Source organism: Nocardia sp. NPDC004722, from assembly GCF_053601505.1.
On sequence record NZ_JBSGBY010000131.1, the window covers coordinates 1 to 15,809 of the forward strand.

Below are 15,809 nucleotides of genomic sequence, written 5' to 3' on the forward strand. Positions count from 1 at the left end.
TGATGTCCGCGCAGCGGTTGCCACGGGTGTTCGTGAAGCTCGCGCACGGATCGTCCGCGTCCGGTGTGCTGGCGGTCGAGACGGCGGGCGGCGGGCGTGTGCAGGCGACCACCTCGGTGCACCGGGAACCCGATGGGCGGCTGTTCAATTCGCTGCGGGTCCGCAAGTACGGCACGGAATCCGAAGTGGCGGTGCTGGTTGACGCCCTCGCCCCCGACGGCTTGCACGTGGAACGCTGGCTGCCCAAAGCCTCCCAATCCGGCCGCAGCGCCGACCTGCGCGTAGTAGTGATCGGCGGCCGTGCCACCCACGCTGTCGTGCGCACCGGCCGCTCCCCCATGACCAATCTCCATTTGGGCGGCGCGCGTGGCGATCTCACGGCAGCACGCGCGGCGATCACCGCCGCGGGCGGCAGCTGGGAGGAGGCTCTTGGCATCTGTGAGCAGGCCGCCGCCTGCTTCCCCGGATTTTCCCGCGTGGGCGTGGACCTCCTGCCCGGCACCGGCTGGCGGCGCTTCACCGTCGGCGAGGTCAACGCCTTCGGCGACCTGCTCCCCCGGCTCACCGGCCTGGCGGGCAGCGGCGCCGAACACGGCGACACCTACGACGCCCAACTCACCGCGATCCTGCGCCGCACCGAAAGCGACCAGCATGCCTGCGCCTGAGCTTGATTCAACCTCCCAACCACGCACAACCACCCGTCCCGACGCGACCGACCAACCCGGCGCGATCACCTTGCCCAACGTAACCAACCCGTCGGGCGCGACCATGCAGCCGCACTCGAGCGCCGGGGTTGGGTCGGGGGCCGAACCGGATATGAACGAGGTGGTCGGGCGGGATGATGTGTTGCTGGTGACGCTCGATACTCTGCGGTTCGATGTGGCCTCCGAGCTCGCGGCGGCGGGGCGGTTGCCTAATCTGGCGCGGTATCTGCCGGGTGGGCGGTGGGAGAAGCGGCATGCGCCGGGCAGTTTCACCTATGCCTCGCATCAGGCGATCTTCGCGGGGTTCTTGCCGACGCCCGCGTCGCAGGGACCGCATCCGCGGCTGTTCGCGGCCCGGTTCGAGGGCAGTGAGACCACCGCCGGGCGCACCTTCGTCTACGACACACCGGATTTCGTGTCCGCGCTGGCGGGGGTCGGCTATCACACGGTGTGTATCGGCGGAGTCGGGTTCTTCAACAAACGCGGGCCGATGGGGTCGGTGTTGCCGGGACTGTTCGAGGAAAGCCATTGGGACAGTGACTTCTCCGTCGCCTCGCCGACCTCCTTCGAGGCGCAGGTCGCCTGCGCCGAACGGGTGATCGCCGCGTTGCCGCGCGAGCGCAGGCTGTTCCTGTTCGTGAATGTGTCCGCGCTGCACCAGCCCAACTGGTTCCATCTGCCGGGCGCGACCCGGGAGGCGGGCGATTCCCGCGAGACCCACGCCGCCGCACTGGAATACGTGGACCGTCACATCGGCCGGCTGTTCGCCGCCGCGAGCAGCCGCCGCCGGTGTTTCGCCATCGTGTGCTCCGATCACGGAACCGCCTACGGAGACGGCGGTTTCACCGGCCACCGGCTCGGTCACGAGGCCGTGTGGACCGTGCCCTACGCGCAATTCTTCCTGGAGAGATCCGCATGACCGCGATCGTGCCGACCCGGCTACGGCCGTATCAGCAGTACGTCTACGGCTACCCGCACAAGACCGCCTACCGTCCACTCGGCACGGACCGGCCGTCGCTGCGCGAACTGTGGGCCGGAGAGCCCCGGCACGCGCTGTCGCTCTACGCGCACATACCGTTCTGCGAATACCGGTGTGGTTTCTGCAATCTCTTCACCCGAGTCGGCGCGCCGGAGGATCTCACCGGACGCTACCTGGACGCACTCGAACGGCAGGCGGTAGCGGTCCGGGCGGCACTGGACGACGGCCCGGCCCGGTTCGCCGCGGCGGCGTTCGGCGGCGGTACCCCGACCTTCCTGAGTGCCGGTGAGCTGGAACGGCTCTGCGACATCATGGAAACGCGGATGGGCGCGGACCTGCGGTCCATCCCGCTCTCGGTGGAGACCTCCCCCGCCACCGCGACCCCGGACCGGCTGGCGGTCCTGGCCGCGCGCGGCGCGACGCGGGTGAGCATCGGCGTACAGAGCTTCGTGGACACCGAGGCGCGCGCCGCGGTGCGCCCGCAGCGCCGCGCCGAGGTCGAGGCCGCTCTGGAAGCGATTCGGGCCGCACGGATTCCGGTGCTGAACATCGATCTGATCTACGGCATCGACGGGCAGACCGAAACGACCTGGCGCACGTCGCTGGACGCGGCCTTGGCCTGGCAACCCGAGGAGCTCTACCTGTACCCGCTGTACGTGCGCCCGCTGACCGGGTTGGGACGCACGGGCGCCGAGGGAGCTTCGAGCGCAGGGCCTTCGGACGCCGCGGGGTTGTCGAACGCCGACGCCGACTGGGACGCGCAGCGGCTGCGGCTGTACGCGGCGGGCCGCGACCATCTGCTCGCACACGGCTACGAGCAGCGCTCGATGCGCATGTTCCGCCGCATCCCGGCCAGGGGCGAGGATCTCGCCGCCGCAGCGGTCGGCCCCGACGATTACGCCTGCCAGACCGACGGCATGATCGGCCTGGGCTGTGGGGCCCGCTCCTACACCTCGGGTCTGCATTACTCGTTCGACTACGCGGTCGGCACCCGCGAGGTGCGCGGCATCATCGACGAATACACGCGGACAACCGATTTCACCCGCGCCGAGGTGGGCCGCCACATCGACACCGACGAGGCCCGCCGCCGTCATCTGCTGCAATCGCTGCTCCAGGCGCAGGGCATGGACGTGACCGCCTACCGACAGCGGTTCGGCGGCGACCCCACCGACCACTTCCCCGCCGAACTGGCCGAATTCGCCGAATCCGGCTGGCTGGACCTCGATTCCGGCCCGGACCTGTTGCGCCTGACCCCCGCGGGCCTGGCCTGGTCCGACGCCATCGGCCCGCGCCTGTTCTCTCCCGCCGTGCACGCCGCCATGGCGGCCTACGAAGCCCGGTGAGCCGCCGTGGATCTCACCATTCTCTACCGCGGCCCGCTCTCCTCCTGCGACTACGACTGCCCCTACTGCCCGTTCGCCAAGCGCCGCGACAGCCGGGAGCAGTTGCGCGCGGATCGCGCGGCCCTGCAACGCTTCACCGCCTGGGTCGCCGACCAGCCCGGGGACCGGCTCTCGATCCTGTTCACGCCATGGGGTGAGGGTCTCGTGCGCTCCTGGTACCGACGCGCCCTGGTCGAACTGTCGCACCTGCCGAATGTGGCGCGGGTGGCGATCCAGACCAACCTCAGCTGCCGCACCGACTGGCTCGCCGACGCGAACTCGGAGACGTTGGCGCTGTGGTGCACCTACCACCCCGGACAGACGCCGTATGAGCGTTTCACCGCCAAATGCGACGACCTGGTCCGGCGCGGCATCCGCTTCAGCGTCGGCATCGTCGGCTTCCCCGAGCATCTTCCGGCCGCGCGGCGACTGCGAGCCGAACTCCCCGACCACATCTACCTGTGGGTCAACGCCCCCGAAGGCCACCCGCTCACCGACGCGGAAGCCGCCGCCTGGACCGACCTGGATCCGTTGTTCCCCTACAGCCGCGATCCGCATCCCTCGGCCGGGCTCCCTTGCCGCACCGGCGAATCCGTCCTCTCCGTCGACGGCGACGGCACCGTCCGCCGCTGCCATTTCGTCCGCACCGAACTGGGCAACCTCTACGACGGCAGCTACCGCGCCGCCCTCACCCCGTGCCCCTGCCCACTGGCCGTGTGCGACTGCCACATCGGGTACGTGCACCTGGAAACCCTGCCGCTCTACGACGTCTTCGCCGGCGGCGTGCTCGAACGGATCCCGGGCAATCTCACCGAGTTCGGCAACCACAGCAGGCTCGGCAATCCCGGCTAGCCGAGGTGGTCGGTCTCCTCGAGGAAGATCCGCAACCCCTCGCGGATCTTCCCGGCCGCGTTCTCCAACTGCTCGGGCGAGAGCGTCTTGCCGAAGGCCGCCGCCTTCAGCAGTTGCCGCCGCACCTCCTCGAGGTTCATCGTCGCCCAGTCGCGTCGTGAGAGTTCCGGCATGGGCCGGTACGATACCTCGAGTAGAACGTTTGTTCGAGTGGCGCGGGCCGCGTGCCGCCCGGGTCAGCCGCGCCCGATGCAGGGTCAGCCGCGCCCGATATAGGGCATGGCGGTGGCCATGACGGTCAGGAACGGAACATTGGTGTCGAGCGGGAGTTCGACCTGTTGCGCGATGAGCCGGGCCACGTTCGCGGCGTCGATGGTGGGTTCGGGCCGGATGCTGCCGTCGGCTTGCAGCGAGCCCGTCGCGATGCCCGCGGTGAGTTCGGTTGCGGCATTGCCGATATCGATCTGCCCGGCGGCGATATTGTGCGCGCGGCCCTCCAGGGCGAGGGCCTTGGTGAGCCCGGTGATGCCGTGCTTGCTGGCCGCGTAGGAGACGGTGTGCGGGCGCGGCGTATGCGCGGAGATCGACCCGTTGTTGATGATCCGCCCGCCCTGCGGCGTTTGGTTGCGCATCAGCCGGAAGGCGGCCCGCGCGCACAGGAACGCGCCGGTCAGATTGATGTCGACGACCTGTTTCCACTCCCCGAGCGACACCTCGTCGATCGGCTTGGTGGGACCGAAGATCCCGGCATTGTTGACCAGCACATCCAACCGGCCCCAGCGCCGCACCACCTCGGCGAAGGCGGCGTCCACGTCGGCCTCGTCGGTGACATCGGCCTGGAACACGACCGCCTCGCCCGGCCCGGGAGCCGCGGCCACGGCCTCCTCCAGGGTGGCGGCGGTCCGGCCGACGGCGACGACCCGATGCCCGGCCGCCGTCAACGCGTGCGTGATGGCGCGGCCCAGGCCGGTCCCGGCGCCGGTCACAAGAACGATCTTGGAATTCGTCACCCCGATGAGCCTAGGCAGGGAGCGAAAGGCGAAGACGCGCGGCCTGGCGTATCCCGGCATGCGGGACCAATAGGGTCGCCACCCCTGTGACGACCGTTGACCGGCCGGTTTCATCCCGGATACATTCCCGGAACCCATTGCGGCCCAGGCTGATCGAGCAGCGTACCCGGTGCCGCTCTGCTAATCTCTGGCAGAAGCGTTCGGCGTGGAACGAGAGTTCACGAGGGGCCCGCTTCAGCCTTGGGGGGATACAGTGCTGTTCGTGGTGTTTTCGGCGACCCATGCGGGCTGCCGGCAAGTACAAGGATCGTAGGATGGTGACGCTGCGCGGCGTCGGCCGCTCCACCACACGGTCGGATGGTGAGCGCCCCGCGGGACCCGACCCCCGCGCCCTCGTCCGACACGATACCGAAAAATCTTACACTGCACAGGATTTGGTCGACGCACGGCTCACAAAGGCCACCGTCACCGGCGACATCCTCGACGGCGTTGGCGATATCGTGTCATTCCGCCATCTCGAGGGCCGCAAACGGCGACTGCTGACCACCGGACTCGCGCTGATCTCGGCGGGCCTGGGCGGCGGGTACGTGTGGTGGCTGATCGACAATGGCCTTGCGGCGCAAGAGAAATACGACCAGTTCGGGGCAATCGCCATCATCATGGTGACGCTGGTGGTGACCGTGGAGGCGATCCGCTTCGCGCTGGTGCTCGCGATGTCGCTGACCACGGCGCTGGCACGCAAACCGGTGCCGCTACGGGCGCGCGCGGGGATGGATGTCGCGCTGCTGATCACGTTCGTGCCGCGCAGCGAGGATATCGCGGTGCTGGAGCGAACCCTGCTGGCCGCCAAAGAGATCCGGCATCGCCAGCCCGGTGTGTTCGATGTGTTCGTGCTGGACGAGGGCGATCCGGACCGGCCCGAGCGGGTCCGGAAGCTGGTGGCCGCGGTCGATGCCCGACCCGGCAATCGGGTGCGCTATCTGAGCCGCGGCGGCCGCGAGGAATACCAGCAGCGCAAAGGGCCGTTCGAGGCCCGCACCAAGTTCGGCAATATCAATGCCGGGCTGGACATGATCGGCGCGGACACCGAGCTGCCGCGCTACGACGTCATCCTCGGCATCGACCCCGACCACACTCCCATGCCCGAGTTCGGCGAGCGGATGCTCGGGTATTTCAACGATCCCGATGTCGCGTATGTGGCGGGCCCGCAGGCGTACGCGAATGCCGAGGAGAATGTGGTGGCCAAGCTGGCCGAGAGCCAGCAGTTCGTGTTCCACAGCCTGATCCAGACCGCGGCCAACGCGCACGGCGGGCCGATGCTGGTGGGCACCAGCTACGCCATCCGCGCCAGCGTGCTGAGCACGATCGGCGGCATCCAGCCGTCCATCACCGAGGATATGGCGACGAGTTTCGCCATTCTGCCGCAACGCAACCCGGACACCGGGCGGCCGTGGAAGGGCGTATACACCCCGGATCTGCTGGCCCACGGTGAAGGGCCCGCCTCGTGGGGCGACTTCTACAAGCAGCAGAACCGGTGGGCGCGCGGCGCGATCGAGCACATGCTCTTCGGACCGTTCGTGCTGCAGATGCTGCGCATGTGGCGCGCGCCCGCGCGGATCGTGCACTACCTGCTGCTGATGGCGTTCTATCCGGTGATGGCGTCGGTGTGGCTGCTGGGCGCGGCCAATGTCGCCATCTTCAGCTGGTACGGGGTCAGCGGCGCGGTCGTGTCGCCGGGCAGTTGGTTCCTGTTCTACGGCTGGGCCTCGGTCAGTCAGATGGCGCTCTACACCTGGGTGCGCCGGCACAATGTGAGCCCCTACGAGACGACCAATTCCTGGGGCGTCTACGGCATGTTCATGAGCGTCATCACCGCACCCGTATACGCGAATTCGCTGGTGAAGTGCCTGCTGCGGCGGCCGGTCGGCTTCGACGTGACGCCCAAGGGGTCCAAGAGCCGCGAGGACGGCTGGTTCACCTTCCGGCTCAATGTGATGTGGCTCGTCTTCTACGTGACCGTCATCGTGCTCACCACCGTGCGCGGCTGGGCCGCCCCCGCCACCCTCATGTGGCCGGTGTTCGGCGCCCTCATCTCGGCCGCGCCGATCCTGGTGTGGCGACTCAACCCGCTGTGGGTGTCCGCGGTGGCCCGCCGGAAATCGCGCGCCCTCACCGCGGTCGACGTCGTGGAGGCGACCGATGCGGAGGCGACCTCCGAGGAGCGGGCGTGCTGAAGAAGACGCCGACCCGATTCGTACGCTGGGTGGTCACCGTCGTCGTGGTCGGCACCCTCGCCATCGCCACCACCGCGACCGCGGCGGCGCTGTATCACCGCTTCCAGCACAACCGGCTGATCAATTCCGATGACTACAAGGCGAAATACGGCTATTGGGAAGTCATCACGCTTCCGAAGGATATCGACGCCAACATCATTCACTCCGTCGTGCTGCCCACCGGAAAAGTGCTGCTCATCGCGGGCAGCGGCAACGACCACCACAATTCCGACAAGGGCATCTACAATTCGCTGATCTTCGACCCGTCGACCCGCACCGCCAAACGCATCGATACCCCGGTGGATCTGTTCTGTTCCGATCAGGCGTATCTGGCCGACGGATCGGTGCTGATCGCGGGCGGCACCGGCAGTTACGAGGTGCTGCCGGAGAATCTCACCCACGCGGGCGGCTATATGACCATCCGCAACGAGGACCCCGATCACCCCGGATTCGTGCCCAAGGGAACGACATTCACGGGCAAGGAGAGCGGCAAGGTGTACCGCTCCGACCGGGACATCACCGTGCCCCCGGCCGCCAAGGACCCGGTGACCTACAAGGTGTCCGCCACCGACCGCAATGTGTATGTCGCGGCCGACGCCACCGGCACCGACGGGGTGTGGGACCGCAACGACCACTACATGATCGGCGGGCTGACCTACGCCCAGCAGCAGAATCTGTACGGGTTCGCGCCGGAGATGGCGTTGAAGAAGAAGGAATACCAGGGCATCGACTCCTCGTACCTGTTCGATCCGTGGACGGAAACCTATGAGGCCGTGGGCAATATGAACTATGCCCGCTGGTATCCGACGCTCACCCGGTTACCCGACGGCCAGGTGATGGTCACCTCCGGACTCGACGGTTCCGGGCGAATCCTGGACGGGCAGACCGAGATCTACGATCCCGCGACCCGCACCTGGGTGGAGCGCGACGATCTGCGCCGCATCTTCCCCACGTATCCGGCGGTCTTCCAGACCGCAACACCAGGGCGGCTGTTCTTCAGCGGGCCCAGCACCGGCTGGGGTCCCGCCGAGGAGCATCGGGATCCGGGAATCTGGAATCTGAGCGACAATTCGTTCCAGCTGGTGCCCGGCTTGCGGGATCCGAACATGCTCGAGACCGGGTCCTCGGCGTGGCTCGGGCCGGTGCAGGATCAGCGGCTGCTGGTGGTCGGGGGCGGCGGGGTCGGCGATTCGGCCCTGTCGACCGGACGCATCGACCTCGTCGACCTGAAGGCGGCACAGCCGAAGTTCGAACCGCTGGCGGTGTTGCCGCAGGGCACGCGCTACCCGAATCTGGTGCCGCTGCCCAGCGGCGACGTGTTCATCACCAACGGCGCCAACGACTATCGCGGGCGCGGGGCCAGTGCCATCCTGGCCGCGTTCCTGCTCGATCAGCAGGGCGGGCTGCATCCGATGGCCGATCCGACGGTCGGACGCGACTATCACTCCACGGCGGTGCTGCTGCCTTCGGGCCAGATCATGACCGACGGGTCCAATCCGCTGTTCGCCGACAAGAAGAACACGCTGCCCGGCAAATTCGAGCGCCGGATCGAGATCTACACGCCGCCTTACCTGTACAAGCCCGACGGCGGAACGGTGGCGCGACCGGTGATCACCGACGGTCCGGCGGAGATCCAGCGAGGCACGAGCGTCACGTACACGGTGGGCAGCAGCCTGCCCGAGGTGCCCGGGGCGGCACAGGTGACGTCGATGCGGCTGTTGACCCCGGCGGCGATCACCCATGTCACCGACACCAACGAGCGGGTGATCGATCTGCCGCTCACCCGCACGGATGCCGGTGTGTCCGTGTCGATTCCGGATAGTCCGGCGATCGCTCCGGCGGGCTGGTACATGCTGTTCGCGGTCGATACCGCCGGGGTGCCGAGCATCGCGAAATGGGTGCACCTGACGTGAGTGCCTACGACAGCTGATCCAGCAGTAGCTGCCGGTCGAATTCTCCGGCCGGGGCGTCGCTGGTACCGCATCGCCCGTCGGACTGCCCCGGAGTCTTGATGAACGCGTGCGTCACCATGGCATCCCGGTCGAACCGGGTACTCGGCACGCTGCCGACCTTCTGCCCCTTCGGATTACACCACTCGACCAGGTCGGCGGTATGAGGAGCGCCGTTAACCGAGCTGTCGATCATCACGAACAGCTGATGCCCGTACGCCTGCTGGATCCGGGTCGCGTAGGCGCGAATCTCGTCCTCGGGCCGCCGATTGGCCACATTGAGCGCGATCCCCGCCACCGGCGGCGCAGGGTTGGCCTTGCTCTGGCTCGCACCGTTCTGGCTGACACTGCGCAGCAGCTCGGCCACCCGATTCGGATCCACCCAGGTGCTGTTGCCGACATCCAGGTAGACGGCGGTCGCCGGATTATGCTGCAACAGTTGCCCGTAGGCGTCTCCGAGCAGCGCGAGCCGGGTCGCCCGGTCCGCATCGTTCATCTCGGTGGCGTGCGCCAGCGCGTCCGGCTCCAGCACGACGATCGCCCGATCCTGGCCGATGGCGTCGCTCACGCCCCGGATCCACTGCCGGTAGGCGTCCGCACCCGCCTGTCCCCCACCGGATTCGCCGTGCAGGTCCCGGCCGGGAATGTTGTAGGCCACGAACATCGGAATGGAGTCCGCGGTGTGCGCCCGGGTGATATCCAGATGGATCGTCGCGGTCGTCACGTCGAGATCGTGCGGCAGCCATTCGGCCACCGGCGTCCGGATCAACCGCTCCAGATTGGCGCGCACCCGCGGATCGGTGACGGTCGGCAGGGTGGCGCGCAGATCCGCGTAATACCCGTCATTGGATTCCAGCAACAATTCCCCGCTGGGCGGGGCATTCCGCTCCACGGCGGCCACCACGCTCGTGCCCGGCTCCCGACCACACCCGATGAGAAGCAACTCCAGCACGACCGCGCTCAGTATCCCCACTCTGATCGACCGCGACCGCCCCATTCCGATCGTCCCCCTCTCGATCACCCTTGTCGCATGCCACACAGTATGCCGTTCCCGCACAATTGATTCCGCGCTGGCCCCCAACCTCGGCAGCCAACTGCTGGCCCTGAACTGCGAGCTGCGCTGGGCCAGCGGCTGGGGCTTGCGCGCGCTCACCGAGTGGCTGAGATCAGAAGACGAATCCTCGCAGGGCTAGAAAGCGCAGCCCGCCGACCGCCGCCATGATGGCGATCACCGCGCCGGCTTGCGTGAGCTCCCCGAGACCCGGAGCCCAGAACTGCAGCGCACCGAGCGCCGCCGTACTGATCACCAGGCCCACCGCGGCAAGTCCACCGCCCTCCCACTGCGCGGTGAACCAACCGACCTTGCCCGCCGCCCGGAACGTCAACCGGCGGTGCAGCTCATTCGCGATCACGGTGCTGACGATCGATCCGGCGACGTTCGCGATCAGCGGGCCGACACCGTTCATCGCCATGAAAAGCAGCGCATACGAGACATTGCTGAGCCCGCCGACCAGTGCGAACCGGATCAGCTGGGCGATCGCGTGGTCTCCCCGCAGAAATCCCGGGACGTCGATATCCATGGGCGTCCACGGCCCGGGTGCGGCGAGTGCTGTGCTGTTCACACAAGCACTGTCGCCATGCTCGCTGACACCCGGCTGACGTCGTCCTGACACGCTCCTGTCGTGGCGTACCCACTCCAGGTCAGAAGGACGAAAAGACAAAAGATGGCCTGGAGGAGGAGTTGGGAGGTGGCTGAGTTGGGTTCGCCCATCGGCGGTACCAGCCACCTCACCGACCGGCCGTGTATCGACCCTTTGTAATGGCAGAGAACAAGAACAAAGAACACGAACCCGGCGTAGGTTGGCCGCGAGGATCCACGGACCGGCGGCGAAGCCGCGTTTCCGCACCGGCTACCAGGTCGCGTGGCAGGCGGCGTAGCCGCGTTTCCGCACCAGCGGACAGATCGGGTGGGTGGGCGGGAAGGCGGCCGGCGAAGCCGCGTTCCCGGATTACCGCTCGATGCTCTGTGAAGTTGTCAAAGAACGTCGAGAAGCTGTGCGCCGCAGTGGAGAAGGTCTCGAGATGTCGTGGGTCTTGGTGTCTTTGGTCTTGGTCTTTGGATCTTGGTCTCGAGAAGGTGATGCGTGCGGTCCGTCGGCCGGGATCGGCGGGTGGCGGCTCCCGACCCGGCGTCAGCCCAGGTCCGGTAGGGCAGGCGACGTGCCCACACTTCGTCGTTTGCCCTGCGCACACCCGAAACCGATGAACCGTCCGGGTTTCACGCTGCCCGTGATCCCCACTTCCGGCAGCTTGCGGCGGTGCTAGTGGCGACCTGCTCCCCAGCGTGATGACGCTCGTTGACCCGTGGCGTGCCGCTCGGATCAAGATGCTTCGGGGCGATCCACCCACAGCGCCCCGCGAACTCCGAATCCTTACCCATGACCACGGTCTTCCAACCATCGACCGAATCATTGACCAGGGCGTGGCAGTGATCGCACGCCAAAGCAAGATTCGCCAGATCGGTCGGGCCACCGTCGGCCCAGTCGGTGATGTGGTGCACCGCGCACATCGACGCGGGCGCATCACAACCCGGACGGGTGCAGCCCTTGTCGCGCGCGATCAACGCCAGACGCTGACCGGGACTGGCGAGACGCTTGCCGCGACCCAGGAACAACGGGATGCCATGCGGGTCAAGCACAGCCAGCACCGGGCGGGAGCCCGCGGCCATCTTCAACGCTTCGTTGATGGAGACGTGGCCGCCGGTGGCTGTTGAGGCCAGGCCCGCGCCGCGTTCGAGATCGGCGAGGCTCATGGTGAGGATGACTTGGGTCTTGAGGCCACGGTGCTGCCCGAAACCGGCCGCCGGAGAGGCGGATTCGCTCACCTCGGCAGCATCGGCCGAATCGGTGGACTCGGTCGCGGTGGTGTGGGTGTCGACGGCGGCAACGGGCTGCAGCAGCGCGAACAACGCGTCGTGGGTGCGCTGACCCGCATCACGACGATCACGACGCGCAGCCTCCTCCAGCGTCTTGGAGTCGAATGCCTTCTCCGACAAGGCAAGCGGCTCGACATCGTCGATGTTGCACATGCCCGGGCGGGCGTACTTGGCCAGGAACGCATCCAGGTAGGCACGCAGCTCCGGGGTCAGCCAACCCTCCACCTTCGACATGCCATCCACACCGGCACGACCCAGGGTGATCCCGCGACGACGACGGCGGTCGGCATCGGAGATCACCGTGCCCTCCGGATCCAGACGCGCCAGGATCTCGCGGCCCATCTTCGGCAGGTCATCCGGCCAGCCGGTCACGCAGTGCTCGACGAGCTGCTGCTCAATCTCCGCGTACGCCTCCGGCGCGATATCGGCAGGCAGATGGTTCATCACGTCGACGACGTTGCGGACATGATCACGCGAAATGGCACCGGCCTCATAGGCTTCCGCAGTAGCGGACAGGCCCACCGGACGCGGCGTGCCATCGATGGCAAGAAACTCGCCACACACCTCGGCGATCTTCACACGGCCCGCGGCGTCGTAACGCGACAAGCTCAAGGTCTGGCGCAGGAACTCCTTCGGCGAGCCCGCGCCGGTGGATTGCGGCAGGCCGCGTTCGGCGATCGCGATGACCAGCGGTGAATCCAGTGCGGAGAGTTGACGTTTGCAGGTTTCGAGGTCGCGCAGGAAAGCGGTGAACTCGGCGTCGGTGAGTGAGGCGAGGCCGTTGGAGCGGACTGTGGTCGCTACGGAGTGGACTGCGGTCACCAGTTGGGTGATGCCGCTGGTTTCGAATACTTCCCCCTTCGAATGCATGTACTAATATTACCGCCGCACGGAGGGCATGGGAACCCGAAATGTCCAGTATGGCAACATGATTCGAGATTCCTCCGTACCAAATGATTGTTCATGCAGGCTCGGTGTTCTGCCAAATCTTCTGGTTTACTGAGCCTTCGAAGGGGGTTCGATGCGCGCGGTTTGGATGCGTTGGGGTAGTTGGGTTTCCATCGCGGCGGTGATCGCGATCAGTGGTTGCGCTCGGACGGAGGCGGCGCCGATGTATTGGGTTGACGGGATGCGGGTGGAGCAGGCGGGGAGCGGCGGTGCGCCGGTGATCTTGCTGCCAGGATCGATGAGTGGGCCGTGGGAGTGGGCCACGACGATCACCGAACTGCGGCGGCATCACCGCACCGTGTATGCCGTCGCTTTCCCAGGGTTCGACGGGGCACCCGCTCCGTCTGACAGTCACGATCTGATCGGCCGGTACACCGATGAGGTGGTGCAACTGATCTCCACCCGCCACCTGGCGAAACCAATTGTGCTGGGCCACAGCATCGGTGGCACCATCGCCCTGCGCATCGCCGCCGAGCATCCTGACCTGATCTCCGGCGTCGTCGCGGTCGAGGGGCTGCCGGTGTTTCCCGGCTACGAGAATGAATCCGTGCAACAGCGGACCGACGAGGCCGATGCCATGGTCGCGCTGATGCGTGCCGGAATGACTCCTGATGCCAAGCTCACTTATGCGCGCAACTACATGCGCTACATGGGAGTCATCGACCCCACCGCCGCCGAGACGTACGCTCCGATGCTGGCGCGCAGCGACTTCACCACGGCCGCCGAGTATTACAGCGAAGATGTCATCACCGACAGCCGGGTCGAGATGGCCGGGGCCACCGTACCGATCTGGGAGATCTGCCCGTACTACCAGCCGCGGGACGGGAAGATCGTCGGCACCGCCGCCCGACGTTTTCAACGAAACCGTCACCGGCATTGTCACCGGATTGTTCGCCACCACGGCGGACCCGGGTGAGGCTTTAGGACTTCTTGCCCCAGTTGGGGTCTCGGCGGCGTAGTTCCCACTGTGCGATCGAGCGCTTGTGTACCTCGTCGGGGCCGTCGGCCAGGCGCAGGGTGCGTAGGTGGGCGTACATGGAGGCGAGGGGGAAGTCGTCGGAGACGCCTGCGCCGCCGTGTACCTGGATGGCGCGGTCGACGACCTTCAACGCTACGTTCGGTGCCGCTACCTTGATTGCCGCGATCACGGTGCGCGCGGCCTTGTTGCCGACCGTGTCCATGAGTGAGGCGGCCTCGAGGGTGAGCAGGCGCGCCATGTCGATCTCGATGCGGGATTCGGCGATCCAGTCCTGGATATTGGCCCGATTGGCCACGGGCTCACCGAAAGTGGTGCGGGACTGCGCGCGGTCGATCATGAGGTCGAGGGCGCGTTCGGCCATGCCGATGGCCCGCATGCAGTGGTGGATGCGGCCGGGGCCCAGGCGGGCCTGGCTGATCATGAAGCCGTCGCCCTCACCGGCGAGCAGGGCGGTCGCCGGGACCCGGACGTTCTCGAAGGTCACTTCGGCGTGGCCCTCACGGTCCTGGTAGCCGAAGACCGGCAGGCCGCGCTGCACGGTCACGCCGGGGGTGTCGAGCGGGACGACCATCATGGACTGCTGGCGGTGGACCGGCCCGGTCGGATCGGTCTTGCCCATGACGATGAGGACCTTGCAATTCTTGTGCAGGGCATTGGAAGTCCACCACTTGCGACCGTTGAGCACGTAGTCGTCACCGTCGCGTTCCATGCGCAGCTGGATATTGGTGGCGTCCGAGCTGGCGACCGCGGGTTCGGTCATGGCGAAGGCGGAGCGGATGTCACCGGCCAGCAGCGGGGCCAGCCACTCCCGCTGGTGCTCCTCGGTGCCGAAGAGGGTGAGCACCTCCATATTGCCGGTGTCGGGAGCCGAGCAGTTGGTGGCTTCCGGCGCGAGATGCGCGCTGCGGCCCATGATCTCGGCCAGCGGCGCGTACTCGAGGTTGCTCAGGCCGGGACCCCACTGCGGGTGCGGGTGGAAGAGATTCCACAGTCCGCGCTTGCGGGCCTCGGTCTTGAGTTCTTCCACGATGGGCGGCTGGAAGTGCGGATCGCCGGCCTCGGCCATCTGCGCCTCGTACACCGTCTCGGCGGGGTAGATGTGCTCGTCCATGAAGGCCAGCAGGTCATCCCGGTAGCGGCTGGCCCGCTCCGACAGCTCGAACATCGAAACTCCTGACGGTGGCGTGAATTTCCGTTTCGGACCGTACGTGAACTTGACACCGGATTCAACTATGGATGCGGCTCACGGCTCCCGCAGCGCCGAGATCCCCGCGCGCAGCAGCGGTTCGACGCCGTCACCGAAATGCTCGAAACCCGCGCCGACGGTCTGGCCATGGATGAACCGGAAGTAGATGCCCTCGCTGATCACGGCGAGCTTGAACGACGCCAACGCCACATAGAACCCGATGTCGGCGAGATCGCGGCCCGAGCGGCTCGAATACCGTTGCAGCACCTCGGATTCGTCGGGGTAGCCGGGTGCGAGCGCGACATCGCTGACGCCGATCATGCCGGCGTCGCTCATGCGCTGATACACCAGCAGCAGCCCGATATCGGTGAGCGGGTCACCCAGGGTCGCCATCTCCCAGTCGATGACGGCGGCGACCCGGTCGGCGGCGTCGACCAGCACATTGTCGAGGCGGTAGTCGCCGTGCACGATCCCGGTCGGTGACTGCGCCGGAAGGTGTTTGCCCAGCAGCTCGTGCAGTTCCAGTGCGGCGGGCAGCTCCCGGCTGTAGGAGGCGTCGAGTTGCTTCTTCCAGCGCCGGACCTGCCGTTCCAGGAAACCCTCGGGCCGCCC

Annotated in this window: 14 protein-coding genes; 7 read left to right on the forward strand and 7 right to left on the reverse strand. The window is 67.1% G+C overall.

Annotated features, from left to right (window positions below; translation table 11 throughout):
- From ACWELQ_RS15500 to ACWELQ_RS15515, 4 genes are all read left to right on the forward strand, one after another.
- The coding region (locus tag ACWELQ_RS15500) for an STM4014 family protein (RefSeq protein WP_452397700.1) at nucleotides 1–665 on the forward strand (665 nt) is incomplete at its 5' end.
- Between the two features lie 70 nt (nucleotides 666–735).
- Nucleotides 736–1,623: an STM4013/SEN3800 family hydrolase gene (locus ACWELQ_RS15505; RefSeq protein ID WP_452397701.1), complete on the forward strand. Its 888-nt coding sequence runs from the start codon at nucleotides 736–738 to the stop codon at nucleotides 1,621–1,623.
- Nucleotides 1,620–3,026 (forward strand): STM4012 family radical SAM protein, encoded by a 1,407-nt coding sequence (locus ACWELQ_RS15510; RefSeq protein WP_452397702.1) that lies wholly within the window; start codon nucleotides 1,620–1,622, stop codon nucleotides 3,024–3,026. Before ACWELQ_RS15505 ends, ACWELQ_RS15510 begins: the two co-directional genes overlap by 4 nt.
- Before the next feature lie 6 nt (nucleotides 3,027–3,032).
- Entirely contained in the window at nucleotides 3,033–3,917 is an 885-nt protein-coding gene (locus ACWELQ_RS15515; RefSeq protein ID WP_452397703.1) for an STM4011 family radical SAM protein, read from the forward strand.
- On the opposite strand, the gene ACWELQ_RS15520 is transcribed toward ACWELQ_RS15515, so the two are convergent.
- Nucleotides 3,914–4,090: a DUF6374 family protein gene (locus tag ACWELQ_RS15520; protein WP_452397704.1), complete on the reverse strand. Its 177-nt coding sequence runs from the start codon at nucleotides 4,088–4,090 to the stop codon at nucleotides 3,914–3,916. The two genes, ACWELQ_RS15515 and ACWELQ_RS15520, sit on opposite strands and share 4 nt — an antisense overlap.
- A gap of 84 nt (nucleotides 4,091–4,174) precedes the next feature.
- Nucleotides 4,175–4,927 (reverse strand): SDR family oxidoreductase, encoded by a 753-nt coding sequence (locus ACWELQ_RS15525; RefSeq protein WP_452397705.1) that lies wholly within the window; start codon nucleotides 4,925–4,927, stop codon nucleotides 4,175–4,177.
- A gap of 434 nt (nucleotides 4,928–5,361) precedes the next feature.
- On the opposite strand from ACWELQ_RS15525, the gene ACWELQ_RS15530 reads away from it, so the two are divergent.
- Together ACWELQ_RS15530 and ACWELQ_RS15535 are read left to right on the forward strand one after the other, a co-directional pair.
- On the forward strand, nucleotides 5,362–7,161 hold the full coding sequence (locus tag ACWELQ_RS15530) for a glycosyltransferase family 2 protein (RefSeq protein WP_452397706.1): 1,800 nt from the start codon (nucleotides 5,362–5,364) through the stop codon (nucleotides 7,159–7,161).
- Entirely contained in the window at nucleotides 7,155–9,113 is a 1,959-nt protein-coding gene (locus tag ACWELQ_RS15535; protein ID WP_452397707.1) for a galactose oxidase-like domain-containing protein, read from the forward strand. Before ACWELQ_RS15530 ends, ACWELQ_RS15535 begins: the two co-directional genes overlap by 7 nt.
- Before the next feature lie 4 nt (nucleotides 9,114–9,117).
- Here ACWELQ_RS15535 and ACWELQ_RS15540 read toward each other — a convergent pair whose 3' ends face one another.
- From ACWELQ_RS15540 to ACWELQ_RS15550, 3 genes are all read right to left on the reverse strand, one after another.
- A complete protein-coding gene (locus ACWELQ_RS15540; RefSeq protein ID WP_452397708.1) occupies nucleotides 9,118–10,101 on the reverse strand; it encodes a glycoside hydrolase family 6 protein in 984 nt (327 codons plus the stop codon).
- Between the two features lie 214 nt (nucleotides 10,102–10,315).
- Nucleotides 10,316–10,729 carry a GtrA family protein gene (locus ACWELQ_RS15545; RefSeq protein WP_452397713.1) on the reverse strand — a complete coding sequence of 138 codons (414 nt, stop codon included), beginning with the start codon at nucleotides 10,727–10,729 and terminating at the stop codon, nucleotides 10,316–10,318.
- Between the two features lie 698 nt (nucleotides 10,730–11,427).
- Nucleotides 11,428–12,954: a DUF222 domain-containing protein gene (locus tag ACWELQ_RS15550; RefSeq protein WP_452397709.1), complete on the reverse strand. Its 1,527-nt coding sequence runs from the start codon at nucleotides 12,952–12,954 to the stop codon at nucleotides 11,428–11,430.
- Between the two features lie 199 nt (nucleotides 12,955–13,153).
- On the opposite strand from ACWELQ_RS15550, the gene ACWELQ_RS15555 reads away from it, so the two are divergent.
- Nucleotides 13,154–13,948 carry an alpha/beta fold hydrolase gene (locus ACWELQ_RS15555; RefSeq protein WP_452397710.1) on the forward strand — a complete coding sequence of 265 codons (795 nt, stop codon included), beginning with the start codon at nucleotides 13,154–13,156 and terminating at the stop codon, nucleotides 13,946–13,948.
- A 4-nt stretch (nucleotides 13,949–13,952) separates the two neighbouring features.
- Here ACWELQ_RS15555 and ACWELQ_RS15560 read toward each other — a convergent pair whose 3' ends face one another.
- Both ACWELQ_RS15560 and ACWELQ_RS15565 read right to left on the reverse strand, forming a co-directional pair.
- The gene (locus ACWELQ_RS15560; RefSeq protein ID WP_452397711.1) at nucleotides 13,953–15,176 is read right to left on the reverse strand and encodes an acyl-CoA dehydrogenase family protein; all 1,224 of its coding nucleotides are present in this window, start codon (nucleotides 15,174–15,176) and stop codon (nucleotides 13,953–13,955) included.
- A 78-nt stretch (nucleotides 15,177–15,254) separates the two neighbouring features.
- Nucleotides 15,255–15,809: phosphotransferase family protein (locus tag ACWELQ_RS15565; RefSeq protein WP_452397712.1), on the reverse strand; the 555-nt coding region annotated here is incomplete at its 5' end.